Annotated in this window: 13 protein-coding genes and 1 CRISPR repeat array; of the genes, 11 read left to right on the forward strand and 2 right to left on the reverse strand. The window is 55.0% G+C overall.

Annotated elements, in window-relative coordinates; genetic code table 11:
- Position 1: 1 nt before the first annotated feature.
- Genes FEF65_RS06860 through cas2 form a run of 5 tightly spaced genes read left to right on the forward strand, consistent with a single transcriptional unit; the run spans position 2 to position 2,440 of the window.
- Complete coding sequence (locus FEF65_RS06860; RefSeq protein WP_138239059.1) at positions 2-220, forward strand: addiction module protein; 219 nt, start codon at positions 2-4, stop codon at positions 218-220.
- The gene (locus FEF65_RS13795) at positions 217-510 is read left to right on the forward strand and encodes a type II toxin-antitoxin system RelE/ParE family toxin (protein WP_138239060.1); all 294 of its coding nucleotides are present in this window, start codon (positions 217-219) and stop codon (positions 508-510) included. The genes FEF65_RS06860 and FEF65_RS13795 overlap by 4 nt, the downstream gene beginning before the upstream one ends.
- Positions 507-1,130, forward strand: a complete 624-nt coding sequence (cas4, locus tag FEF65_RS06870) for a CRISPR-associated protein Cas4 (RefSeq protein WP_138239061.1) — start codon at positions 507-509, stop codon at positions 1,128-1,130. Before FEF65_RS13795 ends, cas4 begins: the two co-directional genes overlap by 4 nt.
- On the forward strand, positions 1,115-2,146 hold the full coding sequence (gene cas1c, locus FEF65_RS06875) for a type I-C CRISPR-associated endonuclease Cas1c (protein WP_138239062.1): 1,032 nt from the start codon (positions 1,115-1,117) through the stop codon (positions 2,144-2,146). The genes cas4 and cas1c overlap by 16 nt, the downstream gene beginning before the upstream one ends.
- A gap of 3 nt (positions 2,147-2,149) precedes the next feature.
- Entirely contained in the window at positions 2,150-2,440 is a 291-nt protein-coding gene (cas2, locus tag FEF65_RS06880; protein ID WP_138239063.1) for a CRISPR-associated endonuclease Cas2, read from the forward strand.
- Positions 2,441-2,650: 210 nt separating this feature from the next.
- Positions 2,651-6,088: a CRISPR direct-repeat array (repeat unit 37 nt; unit sequence GCTTCTCCCGGCCTCCGGGTCGGGAGCGGATTGAAAC).
- Positions 6,089-6,270: 182 nt separating this feature from the next.
- Here the strand turns inward: cas2 and FEF65_RS06885 are convergent.
- Positions 6,271-8,445 (reverse strand): PhnD/SsuA/transferrin family substrate-binding protein, encoded by a 2,175-nt coding sequence (locus tag FEF65_RS06885; protein WP_138239064.1) that lies wholly within the window; start codon positions 8,443-8,445, stop codon positions 6,271-6,273.
- A gap of 2 nt (positions 8,446-8,447) precedes the next feature.
- Complete coding sequence (locus FEF65_RS06890) at positions 8,448-9,416, reverse strand: ABC transporter substrate-binding protein (protein ID WP_138239065.1); 969 nt, start codon at positions 9,414-9,416, stop codon at positions 8,448-8,450.
- A gap of 730 nt (positions 9,417-10,146) precedes the next feature.
- On the opposite strand from FEF65_RS06890, the gene ppnN reads away from it, so the two are divergent.
- The 6 genes from ppnN (at position 10,147) to FEF65_RS06920 (ending at position 20,874) form a co-directional block, all read left to right on the forward strand.
- Entirely contained in the window at positions 10,147-11,520 is a 1,374-nt protein-coding gene (gene ppnN, locus FEF65_RS06895) for a nucleotide 5'-monophosphate nucleosidase PpnN (RefSeq protein ID WP_138239066.1), read from the forward strand.
- A gap of 42 nt (positions 11,521-11,562) precedes the next feature.
- Complete coding sequence (locus FEF65_RS06900; RefSeq protein ID WP_161595199.1) at positions 11,563-14,175, forward strand: hybrid sensor histidine kinase/response regulator; 2,613 nt, start codon at positions 11,563-11,565, stop codon at positions 14,173-14,175.
- 247 nt (positions 14,176-14,422) lie between these two features.
- A complete protein-coding gene (locus FEF65_RS06905) occupies positions 14,423-16,303 on the forward strand; it encodes a DEAD/DEAH box helicase (RefSeq protein WP_138239068.1) in 1,881 nt (626 codons plus the stop codon).
- Positions 16,304-16,449: 146 nt separating this feature from the next.
- The gene (gene pflB / locus FEF65_RS06910; RefSeq protein ID WP_138239069.1) at positions 16,450-18,702 is read left to right on the forward strand and encodes a formate C-acetyltransferase; all 2,253 of its coding nucleotides are present in this window, start codon (positions 16,450-16,452) and stop codon (positions 18,700-18,702) included.
- 54 nt (positions 18,703-18,756) lie between these two features.
- Positions 18,757-19,551, forward strand: a complete 795-nt coding sequence (pflA, locus tag FEF65_RS06915) for a pyruvate formate-lyase-activating protein (RefSeq protein ID WP_138239070.1) — start codon at positions 18,757-18,759, stop codon at positions 19,549-19,551.
- 192 nt (positions 19,552-19,743) lie between these two features.
- Positions 19,744-20,874 (forward strand): fatty acid desaturase family protein, encoded by a 1,131-nt coding sequence (locus tag FEF65_RS06920; protein ID WP_138239071.1) that lies wholly within the window; start codon positions 19,744-19,746, stop codon positions 20,872-20,874.
- The last annotated feature ends 50 nt before the right edge of the window (positions 20,875-20,924 follow it).

Here is a 20,924-nt window from a genome sequence, read left to right on the forward strand (position 1 = left end):
CATGGCTGTACCTGCAAACCTGCTCAAAGATGCGCTGGCGCTGGAAGCGACCAGCCGGGCGGAACTTGTGGACGAATTGCTGGCCAGTCTCGACCAGCCGGACAAAGCCATTGATGCGCGGTGGGCTGAAGAGGCGGAACGCCGCCTCGATGCCTATGAACGCGGGGAGATGGAGTCCGTATCCGTTCATGAGGTATTAGCCCGTTATAAGACGGAATGAAAATCCGTTTTCTGCCACCGGCTATTGCAGAGCTGGATGAAGCGGTCGCCTGGTATGAACGGGAGCAAGCTGGGTTGGAGCGAAGGTTTCTCAACGATTTTACCCATGCGTTGAATTCGATAGCGGCCTTCCCCGAAGGTTGGCATCAATTGTCCAGGCGTACCCGCCGTTGCCGGTTGAGGCGATTTCCTTATGGGGTCGTTTACCAACTGCGAGAGGGTCAGATTCTGGTGATTGCGGTTGCTCATCTCCATCGTGAGCCAGGCTATTGGCAAGGCAGAGTAAGTTGACTGGCAGCAGCGACCCCATCCCGATCTCGGCATTGCAGCATTTCATCTACTGCCAGCGCCAGTGTGGGTTGATCCACGTGGCGCAGGTGTGGAGTGAGAATCTGCATACCCAGAAAGGTCGGCGTGAGCATGATCGTGTCGATGTGCCGGAGTATGAGGTGAAGGCAGGGATGCGTATCGAGCGGGCCCTTCCTGTCTGGTCTGAAACTCTCGGATTGATAGGTAAATGCGATGTGGTCGAATTCCATGACGACGGAGCTGTTTACCCGGTTGAGTATAAGCACGGGCCGCGCAAGAAGGGGCTGCACGACGATATACAGCTCTGCGCCCAGGCGATCTGTCTTGAAGAGATGCTGAATGTGACGATAGCGGAAGGGGCTATCTATCACGTCAAAAGCAGACGGCGGCGAGTGGTGGCCTTTAATGAAATGTTGCGAGGTAAGCTGCGGGAAACGGTGGTGGCGGTTCGGGCGATGGTTGAATCAGGCGAGATACCCGGCCCTGTGTTGGCCAGGCATTGTGAGCAATGCTCACTGAAAGAGATCTGTTTACCGGAAATGCAGGCAAGAGCGATAGATCTGTATGAACCGATGGCGGAGGAGCTATGCGTCAGGTATTAAATACGTTGTTTGTGATGACGCAGGGTTCGTATTTGCACCTTGAGCGCGAGACGCTGAAGCTTGAAATCGACAAGCAAACGAAATTGCGTGTGCCGATGCATCATATCGGTGGCATTGTGTTGTTCGGTAATGTGATGGTGAGTCCGTTTGCATTGCACCGTTGTGCAGAAGATGGACGCAGTGTGGTGATGTTAAGCGAGCAGGGCAGATTCAGAGCAAGGCTTGAAGGTCCGCAATCAGGCAATGTTCTGCTCAGACGAGCGCAACATCAGTTGCTTGATGATGAAAAGCGCAGTGTTGAGCTGATGCGAATAGTGGTGGCTGGCAAGCTGCAAAATAGCCGTGCTGTTTTGTTGCGCGGTGCCCGCGAGGCAAGCTCACCGGAGTATGCGGCACGGTTGCGCCTGGCTGCCGATAATCTGGCAGGCTCCATTCGGGCTTTGCCACAGGCGATAGACGCGGATGTCTTGCGTGGAATCGAAGGGCAGGCAGCGCGAGAATATTTTGATTCATTTAATGCGTTATTGCGGCACAACCAGGATGCCTTTGCAATGAAGGGGCGCAATCGGCGGCCGCCACGGGATCGAATCAATGCATTACTCTCTTTCCTTTACGCGTTGTTGGCCAACGAGTGTGTATCTGCGGTTGAAAGCGTTGGGCTTGATCCGCAGGTTGGCTATTTACATACACTTCGTCCGGGCAGGCCTGGGCTTGCCCTCGATTTGATGGAGGAGTTTCGTCCATTGCTGGCGGATCGACTGGCGCTAACACTGATCAACCGGCAACAAATTAAGCCGGATGATTTCGAGGTGCGGCCGGGTGGTTCTGTACAGATGTCCGAAGATGCGCGCCGGACGTTGTTGACTGCATGGCAGCAGCGTAAACAGGATGAAGTGAAGCATGAGCAGCTTGGACAATCTGTGCCGATTGCCCTGATGCCCATGGTGCAGGCAAGGCTTTTGGCGCGGTTTATACGTGGGGAGTCGGCTGAATATACGCCTTACATGCCGAGATAGAGTATGAATATTGTTGTTACTTATGATGTAAATACAGAGACAAAAGAGGGACGCCGTCGATTGCGCAGAGTGGCCAAGATATGTGAAGACTATGGGCAACGCGTACAGTACTCGGTATTTGAGTGCTCGGTAGAGCCGATGCAGATGGATGCGATGCTGGCTGCGCTGAGCGATGAGATAAATACAGAGCTTGATAGCTTGCGAATATATCGCCTGTATGGCCAGCGGAGTGGGGCTGTTTATACGCTGGGCAGAGATTCATATCGGGATTTTTCAGCACCATTGGTTATCTGAGGCGCAGTTGTTCTTTATAATTCGGAATCAAATGCGCGAACCCTTAGTGATGTCTGAACACACGGGGGCTTCGCGATTGAACTATCTGTTTGATTTTCATGGATATATTTGGGAATATGTCGAAGGTGATGAAACTTTCCGGGCTTGCTTGAAGTGGTTCGCGAAAAGCCCGGATATTTTCATTGCCGCTTCACCAGTTAAACAGGTGGAGCTTCTCCCGGCCTCCGGGTCGGGAGCGGATTGAAACTTATGTACGAGCTGGAGAATGGTGAAGTTTCATCGCTTCTCCCGGCCTCCGGGTCGGGAGCGGATTGAAACCCGAAGGTGATCACGTGGTCGATAGCCCATGACTGCTTCTCCCGGCCTCCGGGTCGGGAGCGGATTGAAACAGACGATCCGCAACCTTGAAGTCAGAAATATTGCGCTTCTCCCGGCCTCCGGGTCGGGAGCGGATTGAAACAGTTTTGTGCAGGCTAAAACAGGGAATATATTTAACGCTTCTCCCGGCCTCCGGGTCGGGAGCGGATTGAAACTTTAGCACGTTAAGCACCGCCAACCGGGCATGCAGCGCTTCTCCCGGCCTCCGGGTCGGGAGCGGATTGAAACAGCCACTTAGCCAGTCTCTCACTAGCCGCTTTCTTCGCTTCTCCCGGCCTCCGGGTCGGGAGCGGATTGAAACCAATACTACTGCCTGAATAGACAGCGTACCAATCCGCTTCTCCCGGCCTCCGGGTCGGGAGCGGATTGAAACACCTACCTTTACTTTAAATTCAACCAGTCCATTCTCGCTTCTCCCGGCCTCCGGGTCGGGAGCGGATTGAAACATGCCACTCTCATCCGCAAAACCGATAAACAGCGTGCTTCTCCCGGCCTCCGGGTCGGGAGCGGATTGAAACTATAGAAGTGGAAAGAGGTGTCAATCTTTTTCAATCGCTTCTCCCGGCCTCCGGGTCGGGAGCGGATTGAAACTACAGTAATGAAGTGGCGCGTGCTGCTGCAAGTAACTGCTTCTCCCGGCCTCCGGGTCGGGAGCGGATTGAAACAACCTTAACGCCTGCAATCGCCTCCTGCATAGTGTTGCTTCTCCCGGCCTCCGGGTCGGGAGCGGATTGAAACATCGGCGGAAAGCTTCGCACCCGCAAATGGACCAAGCTTCTCCCGGCCTCCGGGTCGGGAGCGGATTGAAACAAGAGTGAATGAGCCGGTGATTGATGGCGTTGAACCGCTTCTCCCGGCCTCCGGGTCGGGAGCGGATTGAAACTTCCAGACCGCCCATGTTGAAGATGTTAAAATGAAGGCTTCTCCCGGCCTCCGGGTCGGGAGCGGATTGAAACACGAGTAAGCCTGTTGATTCGGCATCCGTTAGCGCGCTTCTCCCGGCCTCCGGGTCGGGAGCGGATTGAAACAACACTTGGGTGCAGCTGTTCGCCTGCGAAAGGTGCTTCTCCCGGCCTCCGGGTCGGGAGCGGATTGAAACGTGTACGCGATCGACAGGGCCAAGCCCTGCAGCCACGCTTCTCCCGGCCTCCGGGTCGGGAGCGGATTGAAACATGTTGGCTGCAGTGTCCGGCCTACGGATATACCCGCTTCTCCCGGCCTCCGGGTCGGGAGCGGATTGAAACTGCTCAACTTCAATATATCCCTTATTCGCCGCCCAGCTTCTCCCGGCCTCCGGGTCGGGAGCGGATTGAAACTGCAGGGAACATAGCGGCCACGGCATCCCCCAGCGCGCTTCTCCCGGCCTCCGGGTCGGGAGCGGATTGAAACCCGCAGAATACCACCAAACCGCCGCAGGGACATCCGCTTCTCCCGGCCTCCGGGTCGGGAGCGGATTGAAACTTCGGGGGAATTGGAGTCTGGAGCTACGCCCTACGCGCTTCTCCCGGCCTCCGGGTCGGGAGCGGATTGAAACGATCTTTTCAGCTATCTCATTTGCATCAAGTTTAGGCTTCTCCCGGCCTCCGGGTCGGGAGCGGATTGAAACATAGTCGACAATTACTGGCAATTTATGGCCGCGAAAGCTTCTCCCGGCCTCCGGGTCGGGAGCGGATTGAAACGCGCAAAGCTTGCGCTACGTTGTCAGTCTCACGGGGCTTCTCCCGGCCTCCGGGTCGGGAGCGGATTGAAACTTGCGATCTGCTGGTATCAGCAGAAAACAGCAACGCTTCTCCCGGCCTCCGGGTCGGGAGCGGATTGAAACGTGAGGCTGACCTCCACGGGGCTGACCTTAGCGGAGCGCTTCTCCCGGCCTCCGGGTCGGGAGCGGATTGAAACTCCTCAGATCGCATAGCTGCTTGGCATACGGCTAAGCTTCTCCCGGCCTCCGGGTCGGGAGCGGATTGAAACAGTCCATTCAGCAGTGGGAGTCCGACAAGACGACTCGCTTCTCCCGGCCTCCGGGTCGGGAGCGGATTGAAACATCGCGTCCAAGTGGGATAACGTGCATATCGATGGCTTCTCCCGGCCTCCGGGTCGGGAGCGGATTGAAACCGGCACAGTAAGGCGACGCTTGCCAAGAAGAGGTAATGCTTCTCCCGGCCTCCGGGTCGGGAGCGGATTGAAACCATCATGCCTACAATGCATCGCTGATCGGGCAGACGCTTCTCCCGGCCTCCGGGTCGGGAGCGGATTGAAACGCAGGCTGGATATACAGAAACCTTGAGGCTGAATATGCTTCTCCCGGCCTCCGGGTCGGGAGCGGATTGAAACACGTATTTGCATCCGTCATTGTGAGTAAAACTATCGCTTCTCCCGGCCTCCGGGTCGGGAGCGGATTGAAACGCACTGGCGTGCCGCAAGCTGTGCCGGCGTCATGGGCTTCTCCCGGCCTCCGGGTCGGGAGCGGATTGAAACGTCGATTAAAGATGCGATGACCTGCCGGTGAGTCGCTTCTCCCGGCCTCCGGGTCGGGAGCGGATTGAAACGCCAGCATCTCTGCGCGGTCGCTGGCTGGTATGGAAGCTTCTCCCGGCCTCCGGGTCGGGAGCGGATTGAAACAGCAACCGTTGCAAGCGGCGCAATGTCCGCGAACACGCTTCTCCCGGCCTCCGGGTCGGGAGCGGATTGAAACTGAATGGTGAGTTGAAGGAAATGCTGACTGCTGCAACGCTTCTCCCGGCCTCCGGGTCGGGAGCGGATTGAAACATGCACTTGCAGTTCTGGCCACCATCCATCTCTACGCTTCTCCCGGCCTCCGGGTCGGGAGCGGATTGAAACAGATGTGCGCGATCATTGCGCAGCATTGGCTAGTGGCTTCTCCCGGCCTCCGGGTCGGGAGCGGATTGAAACATCGCGTCCAAGTGGGATAACGTGCATATCGATGAGCTTCTCCCGGCCTCCGGGTCGGGAGCGGATTGAAACTGCATCCCATATATGTCAGCGCAGGAGATGCCAGGCTTCTCCCGGCCTCCGGGTCGGGAGCGGATTGAAACTGCTTTCGTAATTCTCTTTGCCATGAGCGAGATTGCTTCTCCCGGCCTCCGGGTCGGGAGCGGATTGAAACGCGGATGCTCCACGGGCCCCGATCATTGTTACCTGATGCTTCTCCCGGCCTCCGGGTCGGGAGCGGATTGAAACGTTGGCTTCGTCGGCCTCGGTCAGCGTGTAAGCTTGCTTCTCCCGGCCTCCGGGTCGGGAGCGGATTGAAACACGCATATTGCATTGTTCTGCATACAGTTAACTTGTTCTATCCGACATCAAGTTCGGCATGGATTTGATTTTGACATGCGACTGCAACTATGTTTGAACTGTACAGTCCCCCGAATTCAACGAATCTGGAACCATGCCTGCCGTAGTCGTCTGAACTTTCTCGGCAGGAGTCAATGCGGTCGTTAGATGCCGGAGTGGCCGGGCAGCAATTGCGGCGGGCAGGCGGGCTCGGTGGTGTAGTGGGGAAGATAGATCTGAACCCTGGTGCCGAGGCCGGGGGAGCTGTCGATGCCGAGAAAGCCGGCCATTTCCTGAACAATACCAAAAACGACGGAGAGACCGAGGCCGGTACCCTGGCCGGGTTCCTTGGTGGTATAAAACGGTTCCATCACATGCGGCAGATCTTTTTTGTCGATACCGGCGCCATTGTCCTGAATGGTCAGGCAGACATAGCGGCAGAGTGATTCGGGTTGCCTGAACACATATTTGTCGAGCCACTCGCTATCGGGTTGTTTCTCCTCAAGGGTGATGGTGATGACGGGGGAGTGTACCTGTGCCACTGCATCGGCTGCATTCTGCAACAGGTTATGTATCACGGATTCGACCTGTGCCTGGTTACCGAGCACGATGAAGTCATCCGGCAGCAGTGTGATGTTCATGGGTACGGTGATTTTTGTTCGCCTTGCAAATGAGTCGATGGCCTGCTGAATCACCGGCTGAATCACAAGCGGGGTTCTCTCCACCAGGTCATGCTGGATAAAAGTCAGCAGCGGGCGGATGACATTGCCCATCTGGAAGGTCATACCCTCCAGCTTTTCCAGTCGATTGCGCAGGGAGGGTTCGGCCTGACAGGCCCCTTTGGCCAGATAGAGCTGTACCGCCATGCCGGCCAGAATATTGTTAAAGTTATGGGCGATGCCGCCAATCAGTACGGAGGTTGAGGCCATCTTCTCCTTTTCGATACGAAGTTGCTGCAGCTGATATTCGGCCGAGTGATCGACAATGGTGCCGACCAGTGAGTGGAGGCTGCCATTGCCCTGATAGATGCCCTGGCCATTTTCAAATACTCGCCGGCTTGAGCCATCGCGATGCATGACACGATATTCAATGGAATATTCACTGTGCTCATCGAGTGCCTGCTCAATGGTGGCGAGCACACGGGAGCGGTCATCCGGATGAATCATGTCGATCAGGTTGCGCTGGCCGGGAGGGGTGAAATCGTCAGCCGGGTATCCGAACAGGCTGCGGGTCTGCTCGCTGATGAAAAGAATGGTGGCGTGTTCATCATGTTGTCGCTGATACGAGACCCCGGGCATGCTGCGAATCAGTCGTTCCATCTTCAGGCTGGATGCCTTGATCCATGCATTGGAGATACGAAGCTTCACCATCAGTAGCAGGATCAGCACCAGCAGCAATGCGATGGCAATGAAAAAATAGTGATATTTTTTCCATAGCTGCAGATAAAAGTAGTCTGGAATCTGGTCGTAGGGGTTGACCGCCATGGTGCGCATAATATTTCTGACCGGTTCATAGTTTGCGGCGACGTTGAATCCATGCAATCCCATGCTGCCGGCCAGCGCACCGCCATGAGGCATGGACAGCAAGGCTGCGGTAAAGTTGTTGACGGTGGATGAGGGCACCTGGGGCAGTGCCACCACGGGCCATTCCGGATAGAGGCGGGTGGAGGTGGCAAACGGATAGTCGCCGAGCATCTGACGGTGGATGATGCGCAGGCGATCGGCCTTGAGTTTACCTGCGCTGATTAGCTGCTCGATGATGCCTGCACGTATGAATCCGGCATCGGCAACGCCGTGCAGCACCGCCTGAATGACCTTGTTGTCCGGCATATCGGTCCAGACCATGCGCAAGCCGGAGAGATCGGTACCTGCCCGGAACAGTTCATAGGCCTGCATCTGGTAGCCGCCCAGGGAGTCGGGTGCGGTGGCGGCTATGCGTCTCCCTTTCAGATCATGCAGCGAGCGGATCTCCTTGCGGTCACTGCGGGTGATGATGACGCCGCCAAATGAGGCGACCGCCTTGCCATCGATCAGCTTGACCTGTGTGGCCAGTGCTCTGGAGACCAGGCCATGAAATTCCAGCTGCACATAATGACCGGGACTGGTGATGGCGAAGTCGATGCTCCGCTTCTGGATCGCCCCCAGAAGTTGTGCATCATCCATCGGAATGATCTCGATATGGGTAGCCAGCTTGTTTTCAAGGTAGTGTTGCAGTGGGTGCCAGCGGCTGGTGGTCTGATTTGTCGGGGCAAGCGATAGTATGCCGATACGCAGTGATTCGGCCCATGCCGGGGAGCTGAACAGGGGGATGATAACAAGCAGCAGCAGGATCTGTTTCAAGGCTATTGCTCCGGCATGCTGTGATACACATGCAGCAATATGTCGGGCATCACCAGTGCAGGTCCGTGTAGTTCGTTGCCGATCATGCCCTGGCGGTATAAGAGTCTGGAGAGTGCGGTGGCCGTAGCCTGCAGGTGCGATGGTTCCCCTTGCATCAAGCGGGCATTGTAGCCGGCACCGGGCAGGATCAGGCCACGCAGCGTCTGCCTGACCTCGCTGCTCTCCATGCCTGCCTCCTGTGCCAGGCGGTAGATGGTGTCGTCCGGCTGTGTCATCAGATTACTGACAGCGATGAACTGACCTCGGATGATCGCTGCCAGTGCATCCCGATGCGTTTCAGCGAATGAGCGGTTGACGACCAGCACATCAAAGACGGTATCCGCAATCTCACGGGTATCCATAAAACGGATCGCCCCCTGCTGGATCAGGGTCGCAGCCATCGGTTCGTAGGTGATCAGCATATCGGGCTGTTGCTGTTGCCAGAAATCAAGGTGCTGATCAGCCGGTATATTCGAGATGATAAATTTGTCCTGATCAAGGCCCGATTGTTCAATCAGTTTGGCCAGCATCAGGCTGCCCAGTGCATTTTTTTCCAGCCCGATGGTGATGTGGCTCATCTGCTTCAGGGTGGCGCTATCATAACGGGAGAGCACCACATCGGCACCGGATGAGATATCAAAGGCCATGATGACAGCCACATTCACTCCCTCACTGCTGAGCTGGATGGCCTCATCCAGTGTCAGGGCGGCTGCATCCACCTTGCCCTCTCGCATCAGTTGCATCGATTCTGTTGCCGAAGGGGTGGTCGTGATTGTCAGCAGATCGGGGTGAATCCAGCCCATATTCACAGCGACGGGAAGAGTCTGATAGCCGAGCCAGTGATGCATGGCGATGCGTACGCTGTCAGAGCCCGAACAGGACGTGAGCAGCATGACCGACGCTAATACAAGACACTGTAGAATCCATCGCATGGGCGATACCTCGAGATTTCCCTGTCCGCTCAACCCCGGAATGGCAGGTGAACAGATCCGCTCTGATTATAAATGGTGATTGGTCGGGGTCAAACGGCGCGCGGGCGACGGCAGGTCCATTGCATTAAAAGAGGCAGTCACTTAAAACCGATTTGCCGCAAAGGACACACATCTCCCTTAAGGAAGCGCTGATTAATTAGGCGCTTCCGAGCGAGCCATGGACGGGCGCCACAATCCGCCAGGATAGCCGGATTGGACGGCTTTGCCGCCGCCAGGTGAGCTGCAGGATGCAGCGAATCAAATCAGACGCGTAAGTGTCTGATTTGTAAGCAAAGATAAAATGACTCGGGCATCATGCCCTCGCCCTGCGGGCGGCCTTTGGCCGTCCAATCGGCTTCCTGCCTCTTTGTCACGCTTTTGTCTTTGCGAACTGATTTTTGCCAGGAGGGCAATAAATCAGCATCTCCTTAAAAACAGAGCCTGTCGCGCCCGGGAGCACCGGCACTTACTGCTGCGGTCTGTTGCTGCTTTATAAAGATCAATGAAACAAAGGAATTATTCATGCAAGAGCCTGGGGGCGACGGATACTTCTGCATAAGTCAGATGACCTTTTGATTGTCATCGCCTTGTCATGGTGCTTGCTCAGTATGGCTGTGAAAGAGCACAGTATTTGGATGGGCTCCGGTTGTATGATCGAACGGTGCAGCATCAGACAGGAAGGGAGAGTGCCATGAGTTATGAAGTGATGAATGCCATGATTGAGCCGCTGGACCGGCTGGAGGTGCTCTCAAGGCTGGAGGTGGAACAGCTGCTCAATAACAGCAGCGGCGGCTTGCATCATCTGTTCAGAAGCTGTGCGCTGGCCGTGCTGAATTGCGATGGTGAGCTGGATGATGGCAGGCTTTTGCTGGAACGATACAGTGATTTTGACATTCGTGTGCATCAGGTGGCACGCGGCATCCGTCTGGAGCTGCTGAATGCACCGGCCAGGGCTTTTGTCGATGGCAAAATGATTCGCGGGATTCATGAGCATCTGTTTTCGGTGCTCCGCGATATCGTGTTTGTGCATGATGAGATCACCAATAACGCCAATATTGATCTCTCTGCTTCCGCCGGCATTACCAATGCCGTCTTTTATATCTTGCGCAATGCCGGTGTGTTCCGGTCGATGCGTGCGTCGGGGCTGGTGGTGTGCTGGGGCGGTCATGCGATTTCGCGCAATGAATATGATTACAGTAAACTGGTGGGTTACGAGCTTGGTTTGCGCGGGCTGGATGTCTGTACCGGTTGCGGGCCGGGGGCGATGAAGGGGCCGATGAAAGGGGCAACGATCGGTCATGCCAAACAGCGCATTGATAACGGTCTGTACCTGGGGGTGACCGAACCGGGCATTATTGCGGCAGAATCACCCAATCCGATCGTCAATAACCTGACGATTTTTCCTGATATTGAAAAACGGCTGGAGGCTTTTGTGCGGACCGGCCACGGGGTGGTGGTCTTTGCCGGCGGCGTCGGTACGGCCGAGGAGATTCTCTATCTGCTCGGCGTACTGCTGCACCCGGAAAATCGCGGCATACCATTCCCGTTGATTTTTACCGGTCCGGAATCGGCCCGTGCCTATTTTGCCCGCATTGATGATTTTATTGTCCAGACACTGGGCGAGGAGGCCAGACAATGTTATCAGGTGATCATCGATGATCCGGTGGCCGTGGCCCGAGCCATGCACAGCGGGGTGGAGCAGGTCAGGGAATATCGTCGCCAGATGGGGGATGCCTGGTACTTCAACTGGTCGTTGACGATCGATCCTGTTTTTCAGCACCCGTTTGCACCCACCCATGAAAATATCAGGGGACTTGCCCTGCATAGGCAGCAGCCACCGGCGCTGCTGGCGGCGAATCTCCGTCGTGTCTTTTCCGCACTGGTTGCCGGCAATGTGAAGGATGAGGGGATTCGTGCGGTTGAGCAGTTCGGAGATTTCGAGATTCATGGTGAGCGGGAGATCATGGCACCGGTGGATGCATTGCTGTCAGCCTTTGTGGCACAGGGGCGCATGAAGGTCACAGCGGAGAATTATCGGCCGTGTTACAAAATTTCTGATTTTTAAACGATCATGCTTTCGGGGCATCTGTTTTGCTTGCTGAGTGGCATGTATGACGTCGCCGCCAACTCGAGAATTCGCCTGAAGATGCCGGATAACTGGGGGCGGGTGCATTATTTTGCGGCCATTCTGCTGCCTGCCATCGTGCTGGTGTCGGCCATTGCCTGGCTGATCTACTGTGTTGAGGCAAACTCCCGTATCAACCTGCAGGTTGAGCGGAACATGGGCACCATCGCGCTGCAAAAAAAGGGAATCGAGCAGGAGCTTTCCAGGATTACCTCCGATCTGCTCTATCTTTCCCGCGAGGTTGAACTGATTGTACAGTTACGGCAGGGCAGTGATGATTTGAACGCCATTCTCGCCGGCAACCTGGCTGATTTTGCCAGTACCAAGAAGCTTTATGATCAGGTTCGCCTGATCGATAACGATGGCATGGAGCGTATCCGTATCAATGCGAACGGAGGGCATGCCGGGATCGTGCCGGATAGCGCGCTGCAATCGAAAAAAGATCGCTACTATTACACGGCGGCCTCCGGTCTGGCCCATGGAGAGATTTATGTCTCTCCGCTGGATTTGAATGTCGAACATCAGGTGGTTGAGGTGCCCTACAAACCGGTGATCCGCCTGGCCACACCGATCTTTGATCAGCGGGGAAACAGGCTCGGTATCCTTATGCTGAACTACCTGGGGCAGCATCTGCTGGATAACTTCGCGGCTGTTAACGGCAGTGCCTTGACCGAGAGTTATCTGTTAAACCGTGATGGTTACTGGTTATATGCCCGCGAGCATGCGCTGGAGTGGGGGTTTATGTTGAATGACCGCCAGTCGTTTCAGTTTCAGCATGCGCATGCAGCGGCCTGGCATGCGATCAGTGGCACGGAATCCGGGCAGCTTCGCAATGATGATGGTCTCTACTGCTATACAGTGATCAAGCCTCTTGCCGGTATGGTTACGACGAATGGTACAGCACTGTCATGGCGGATCGTTGCCTATGATTCGGCTTCCCGGCTGCACGAACTATTATCAGATACGCGCTTATATGCACTGCTGTGGGGCGGGGTGTCGATTCTGCTGATCGGCATTATCGCCTGGTTCCTGGCGGTTCACCTGGTCAGGGAGAAGCGTGAGCATGCCAAGGTGCGTAAATTATCGCAGGCCATTGAGCAGGCCGGTGAGTCGATCATCATTACCGATCGCTGGGGCATTGTGGAGTATGTCAATCCGGCTTTCACCGAGATGACCGGTTATCTGCCGGAAGAGATTATCAATAACAATCCCCGCATACTCAGCAGCGGCAAGCAGGATCGCCGGTTTTATGAGCAGATGTGGGATACGCTGAAAAGCGGGCAGTCATGGCAGGGGCGGATCGTTGACAGGAAAAAAGATGGTACGTTGTTCCCGGCTGTACTGACGGTTTCGCCCATTTTCGATGCCAGTCAGGTGATTACCCACTATATCGGTCTGCAGCAGAATCTGCAGGCCTATGAGGAGCTTGAGGCACGTTTTCAGCAGGCTCAGAAAATGGAGGCGATCGGCACGCTGGTTGGCGGTATTGCGCACGATTTCAATAACACCCTGGCGGGTATCACCGGTAATCTGTTTCTGCTGAAACGAAGGGCAAGCGGACAGCCGGAATTACTCTCCAGAATTGATTCGATCGAGACGCTGTCACAGCGGGCATCCGGGATGATTCAGCAGCTGCTGGCATTTTCCAGGCGTAATATCATCAGCAAGCAGCCGATCTACCTGCCACCCTTTATCAAGGAGACGGTCCGCCTGCATGAGGTGTCGATTCCTGCCAGTATTAAATTCAATGTGCAGGTGACCTCCGAAAAGCTCTATGTCAGTGCCGATGCCAACCAGTTGCAGCAGATGCTGCTGAATCTGGTCAATAATGCACGGGATGCGCTGGAGTCCACAATCAAGCCGGTGATTACGGTGGAGTTACGCCGCTATGAGGCGGATCAGAAGTTTTGTGACCGTCACCAGTATACCGATGCCAGTGAGTTTGCCTGTATCACGGTGCGTGATAATGGCAGTGGCATTGAAGCGGAGCATCTGAATCAGATTTTTGAACCGTTTTTTACCACCAAGGAGGTGGATCGCGGCACCGGTCTTGGACTGGCGATGGTCTATGGCTCGGTTCAGTCACATGGCGGCGCCATTGAGGTTGAATCCGAGCCGGCCCATGGCACGGCATTTCATATCTATCTGCCGTTGATTCGTCCGAAGGACGGTGAGTTGCTATCGAGTAAAAAAGCTGAAGATGAACCTTGTCAGGGCCATGGTGAAACGATTCTGCTGGTCGATGATGACAGCACGCTGGTCACCACCCATCGTGATATTCTGCAGGGGATGAACTACAAGGTGGTGGTGGCTAACGATGGTATTGAGGCCGTGCGCCAGTTTCGCCTGCACCGGGATGAGATCAGTCTGGTGATTCTTGATGTGGTGATGCCGGGCATGAGCGGTGTGGATGCACTCAAACAGATGCGTGCGATTACCCCTCATATCGCCTGCATTTTTACCACCGGATATGACCGGATGAAGGTCATTCAGTGTGAAGTCAGCAGGAGTGAAACGGTGCTGGCCAAGCCTTATGACATTTATGAATTAAGCCGGCTGATTCATGAGAAACTGACGGGAATCAGCGTCGAGTGATGAGCGGAAGGTGCGCTGATCCATCGGCTTGTGTGCATGGCCGGCAAGATGATCGGCAGCCGTGAAAACGATGCAGAACCAGGGGCGCAGAATCCGGTCAGGTTGCCCCGGTCATGCATTGATCAGCGTTTCGTGCCTTATGCTGTTGATTAGGGTAGGGTGCGCGATTGAGGGGGCTGCACATGCGTGTGCGGCCCCTTATTTATTCGATTGCAGGGTTAAAGCACCCTGTGAAACAGGTGTGTGAATGACTATTGATGTAACGTTTAGCGAACTGGGCTTGAATGAGCTGGTTCTCAAATCTCTGGAAGCAGCCGGCTATGAAACGCCTACGCCGATTCAGGCGGAAACCATTCCTCTGCTGCTTGCCGGTCGGGATGTGCTCGGCCAGGCGCAGACAGGTACCGGTAAAACCGCAGCCTTCGCGCTGCCGGTGCTCTCCAATATTGATCTGTCCCAAAAAGATCCGCAGGTGCTGGTACTGGCACCAACCCGTGAGCTGGCCATTCAGGTGGCCGAGGCATTCCAGCTCTATGCCCATCACTTGCCGGGATTCCATGTGCTGCCGGTTTACGGTGGACAGTCCTATGATATTCAGCTGCGTCAGCTTAGCCGTGGCGCCCATGTTGTGGTTGGTACCCCGGGTCGTGTCATGGACCATATCCGTCGCAAGACGCTCAACCTCGGCAAGCTCAAGACGCTGATTCTCGACGAGGCGGACGAGATGCTGCGCATGGGCTTTATCGATGACGTTGAGTGGATTCTTGAGCAGACGCCGAAAGAGCGTCAGATCGCACTGTTCTCGGCAACCATGCCGCCAGTGATCCGCAAGATTGCCCAGTCGCATCTGAATAATCCGAAACAGGTCACCATTCAGGTGAAAACCGAGACAGCACCGACCATTCGTCAGCGCTACTGGATGGTCAGCGGTCGTAACAAGATCGATGCGCTTACCCGTATTCTCGAGTTCGAGTCATTTGATGGCATGATTATTTTCGTGCGTACCAAGACTGCCACCGACGAGGTCGCTGAAAGGCTTGAGGCACGTGGATATGCCGCTATGGCACTTAACGGTGATATCAAGCAGAGCCAGCGTGAGCAGATTGTAAACCGCCTGAAGAGTGGCAAGATTGATATTGTTGTGGCCACCGATGTGGCTGCCCGTGGTCTGGACGTAGAGCGTATTTCACACGTGATCAACTACGATATTCCGCACGATACCGAGTCCTATGTTCACCGTATCGGCCGTACCGGTCGTGCCGGCCGCAAGGGCGATGCGATTCTGTTTGTTGCGCCACGCGAAAAACGGATGCTCTATTCAATCGAGCAGGCGACAAGGCAGCGGGTAGAGCTGCTGGAGATGCCGAGTACCGAGGATATCAACAACCTTCGTATTGCCGAGTTCAAACAGCGCATTACAGACACGCTGGCAGGCGAGCAGCTTGAGTCCTTTGCCAGCATCATCGAGCAGTATGAGCAGGAGCATAACGTGCCGGCTCAGGAGATTGCCGCTGCACTGGCCTGCATGGTTCAGGGTGACAAGCCGCTGCTGCTGAAGGATGAACCGCGCCCGCAGCGGGAGGTCTCTCAGGCCCGTTTCGATGAGCCGCAGGATAAGCGCAGAAGCATGCGTAACCTGCGCAGTGAAACAGTGGAGGAGTATCTCGGTGAAGAGCGCAAGCCGCGTCGTGAAAGCCCTGCACCGCGTAGCCGGGACTCTATCGACCGTCCGGCTCCGGCTCGTGGCCAGGATCGTTACCGTCTTGAGGTCGGACGTGCGCATGGTATTGAGGCGCGTCATATTGTCGGTGCGATTGCCAATGAGATCGGTCTTGAGTCCGAATTTATCGGTAATATCTCGATCAGCGATGATTCAAGTACCGTGGATCTGCCGGAAGGCATGCCAAAAACGGTATTCAAACAGCTGCAGCAGTTGCGTGTATGCGGTCACCCGCTGAATGCCTCACTGGAGCTGGGCCGTCACCTTCCCGAGACCCCGTTCAAGCGCAAGCAGTTCCGTCCCGGTCGCAATGATGGCGCTGCCGAGCCGAAAAGGGCAGGCGGTGGTCGTGGTAAACCGGTGCGTCAGGGTAAGCCGGATCGCAAGCCCGAGCGCAGGAAAAAGTAACATCATTGCCGACGATACGGTAATATGTAAGCCGTAAGCGAAAGGTGAGCCCTGCAGTCGGGGCTCACCTTTAAGCTGTCAACCGTGTGGCGAACAACTTGCTCATCGTGTCTTGTATCGCACACGTAAACGAGGTAAGTGTCATCATGAACGCAACAGTGAACGATTCCGTACGGCAACCCTGGGCCCAATTTTGTGGCGGTAACTGGGAGCGCTGTATTGATGTTCGTGATTTTATTCAGAAAAACTATACCCCCTATGACGGGGATGATCGCTTTCTTGCATCAGCAACGCCACGTACCGCCCGCTTGTGGGAACGGATATCGGCACTGATTGCAGAGGAGAGAGTCAAAGGTGTGCTGGATGTATCCAGTGATATTGGCGCCTCCATTCTTGCCCACAAGCCGGGCTATATCGATCAGGATCTTGAACTGATCGTCGGATTACAAACCGATGCACCATTAAAACGTGCCATTGTTCCCAATGGTGGCCTTCGCATGGTTGAAGCGGGGCTTCAGGCCTACGGGTTTACGCTCGATGAGTCGGTCCGGCAGGCGTATCAGCGCTATCGCAAGGATCACAATCAGGGCGTATTTGACGTGTATAGCCCGGATATTCTTGCCTGCCGTAAATCAGGAATTATTACCGGTTTGCCCGATGCATACGGTCGCGGCCGAATTGTCGGTGATTATCGGCGTGTTGCACTCTACGGCACCGATTTTCTGATCGCGGACAAGCGTCGCGAAAAGGCGGAGCTGGATGATGTTGTGTTCAGTGAAGAGGTGTTGCGCACACGGGAGGAGTTATCCGAGCAGATCCGGGCGCTGGATGAGCTGCGCCAGATGGCGGCAGCCTATGGTTTTGATATAGCTCGTCCGGCTACGACAGCGCGTGAGGCGGTGCAGTGGACCTATTTCGGATATCTGGCGGCGATCAAGGAGCAGAATGGTGCGGCGATGTCGATCGGCCGTATATCCACCTTCCTGGATATCTATATTGAGCGTGATCTGCGTGAGGGGACCCTGGATGAGTCATCGGCACAGGAGCTGATTGATGATCTGGTGATCAAGCTGCGCATCGTCCGTTTTTTACGGACGCCTGAGTACGATATGCTCTTTTCAGGCGACCCTGCCTGGGTGACCGAGGCCATTGGTGGTATGGGCGAGGACGGTCGTACACTGGTCAGTAAAAGCAGCTTCCGCTTCCTGCATTCACTTTACAATCTTGGACCGGCACCCGAGCCGAATCTTACGGTGCTGTGGTCCAGTGCCATGCCGCGCGGATTCAAGGATTTTTGTGCCCGGGTCTCGAATGAGACGAGTTCGATTCAATATGAGTCGGATGATCTGATGCGCCGCCAGTGGGGTGATGATTATGCCATTGCCTGCTGTGTTTCGGCCATGCGCATTGGCAAGCAGATGCAGTTCTTTGGCGCGCGTTGTAATCTGGCCAAGACGATTTTGTATGCGATCAATGGCGGAGTGGATGAAAAATCCGGCGTGACGATTGCGCATGGCTTTGAGCCGGTGACATCTGAATACCTCGACTATGATGAAGTGATCGAAAAATTTGATCGTATGATGGAGTGGCTTGCCTCGATCTATATCAAGGCGCTGAATGCCATTCACTTTATGCACGATAAATATCACTATGAGCGTATCGAAATGGCGCTGCATGATCGTGATATCTATCGCACCATGGCTTGTGGTATTGCCGGGCTCTCTGTTGCCGCCGACTCATTGGCCGCGATCAAATATGCCAGGGTGCGCGTGATCCGGAATGAGCAGGGGATTGCCACCGACTTTGATATTGAAGGGGCATACCCGGCGTATGGTAACAATGACGATCGTGCCGACCGGATTGCGGTCTGGCTGGTGGAAACCTTCATGGAGAAGATCCGCAAGCATAAAACCTATCGCAACAGCGTGCCGACCCAGTCGGTACTGACGATTACCTCCAATGTTGTTTATGGCAAAAAGACCGGTAATACGCCGGATGGCCGTCGGGCCGGGGAGCCATTTGCACCGGGTGCCAATGCGATGAACGGTCGTGATACCAAAGGATTTATTGCTTCCGGGGCATCGGTGGCCAAGCTTCCCTATCACGCGGCACTCGATGGTATTTCATGGACAGCAACCTGTACGCCCGATGCACTGGGGCATACGCTCAGCGATCGGGTGAACAATCTGAGTAACTGCATCGATGTATTCTGCAATGCCAATGGTTTTCATGTGAATGTCAACGTGCTGAGCAGGGATACATTGCTTGATGCCATGGAGCATCCGGAGAAATACCCGCAGCTGACCCTGCGCGTATCCGGTTATGCGGTAAATTTCATCAAATTAACTCGTGAGCAGCAGCTGGATGTTATTAACCGGACATTTCACCTTCATTTTTAATGGCGCAGCCCCTGTCTGCCTGACCGGCAGACAGGGTGATCGCAGGTTGTGTCATTGAGTCAGCAGACGCCGATCAGGCACCCGGTCTATATAGCGCCCGCCTGTATTGATGAGCAGGGGCGTTTGTCCGGCTTTGTCCACTCATTTGAGATGGGGAGTGCCGTCGATGGACCGGGCATGCGCTTTGTTCTGTTTGTCTCGGGCTGCCCCTTGCGCTGCCTGTATTGTCATAACCCGGATACCATCAAGATGCATAACGGCACCCTGATGACGGTCGATCATGTGATCGGTGAGATGGCTGAATACGCATCGTTTTTGCGTTTTGCCGGGGGGATTACCATATCGGGTGGAGAACCGCTGATGCAGGCCCATTTCATTCGCGAAATTTTCTACCTCGCCAAACATGACCTGCATTTACATACCGCTCTGGATACACAGGGCTTTCTGGCTGCACAGCTGGAGGATGAATGGTTTGATGATGTCGATCTTGTATTGCTTGATATCAAGCATATCGATGCAGACAAGTATCAGGCACTGACCGGCCATGAGTTGCAGCCGACGCTCGATTTTGCCCGCCGTTTATCCGATGCGGGGAAAGCCATGTGGATTCGTTATGTGCTGGTTCCCGGCTATACCGATGCGGTGGAGGATGTGGAGAAGCTGGCGGAGTTTATTGCCACGCTGAATGGGGTTGAGCGGGTGGAGGTGTTGCCGTTCCACAAGCTTGGGGAGCATAAGTGGGAGGAGCTGGGCTTTAAATATCAGCTGAAAGAGGTTCAGCCTCCGGGTGCCGAGCTGACAGCGCGGGTGGTGGGGCAGTTCCGCGCCCGCGGGCTGTATACCTGCTGAGATTGACCGGGATTTGATCGGGGTCAGGTCTTGATTTGCTAATAAAATTAGCAAATCAAGACCTGACCCCGGATGTGACCCCGGCTGGGGAAATCTGGCGGATGTCATTGCTGTGGCCGATGCCCGGAGCTATGGGAGAAGACAAAAGCGGTTTCTCTTGTAATATTTACGCCGGGAAAATCGGGAGTGTGTGTGAGTATCAAGAGTTACCAGACCGTAGACAGGCAGCAGTTGGCGAAGGATCTTGATGCCATCCATCGTGAAGCCATGGCGCGGATCAGTGATGAGGATTTTATTCATTTAAGGAAAATGGAGCGCTGGGGGAGGTTCTGTACGCTGGCCGGTTATGCCACCGCATGGATTGCCCCGAACCCTGTCTCGGCACTGTTGATCAGTCAGGGCAGCTTTACACGCTGGACTCAGATGACCCATCCACTTGTGCACAAAGGGTATGATAAGGTCGATGGCGTTCCGGGCAAATATACCAGTAAAACATACGCCGGTGGCTGGCGGCGATTTATCGACTGGCCGGACTGGATTACGCCACAGGCCTGGCATCATGAACATGATGTGTTACATCATTACAACCTGGGCGAGAGGCGCGATCCCGATCATTTGCAGCACAACACGGCATGGTTGCGGCAATCGGCCATGCCGCTCTTTTTGCGAATCATACTGGTGGCGCTGTTTTCAATGGTCTGGAAGCTGGTCTATTACGCACCGAGAACACATAAGGAGCTCATGCTCCGGCAGGCGAAAAAAAATGGTGAGCCGGCACCGCGCATGCAACGAGGCAGTGGCTGGAGTCCGTTGACCCGTCATGGGCGGGCATTATGGCTGCAAAGTATTCTTCCCTATGTCGCATATCGCTTCCTGTTGTTGCCATCACTGTTTTTGCCGTTAGGCACAACGGCCGCCATCAGTGTGTTGCTGACCTCCCTGATGGCGGAAGTGTTTACCAACATGCATACGTTTTTGGTGATTGTGCCGAATCATGCCGGTGATGATGTGATGATGTTTGAGGAGCGAGGCCGGGGTAAAGGTGAGTTTTATCTGCGTCAGATTCTGGGCTCGGTGAACTATCCGACCGGTTCTGATATCAACGACTTCTTTTATGGCTGGTTGAATTATCAGGTGGAACATCATCTCTGGCCTGATCTGACGCTGCGGCAATATCAGTTTGTTCAGCCGAAAGTGGCGGCGGTGTGCAAAAAGCACGGCATACCGTATTGTCAGCAGTCGGTGTTCAGGCGGTTGCTGAAAGCCGTGGATATTATGGTCGGGCGTACATCGATGTTAAAACCGGTGAAAGCGGATCAATAGTTCGTCCGGGTTGTGGCTTTGCGAGCTCTATATCAGGCGCATGAAGAGTG

This window comes from Mariprofundus erugo, assembly GCF_005818865.1.
In the GTDB taxonomy this organism is placed as follows: domain Bacteria; phylum Pseudomonadota; class Zetaproteobacteria; order Mariprofundales; family Mariprofundaceae; genus Mariprofundus; species Mariprofundus erugo.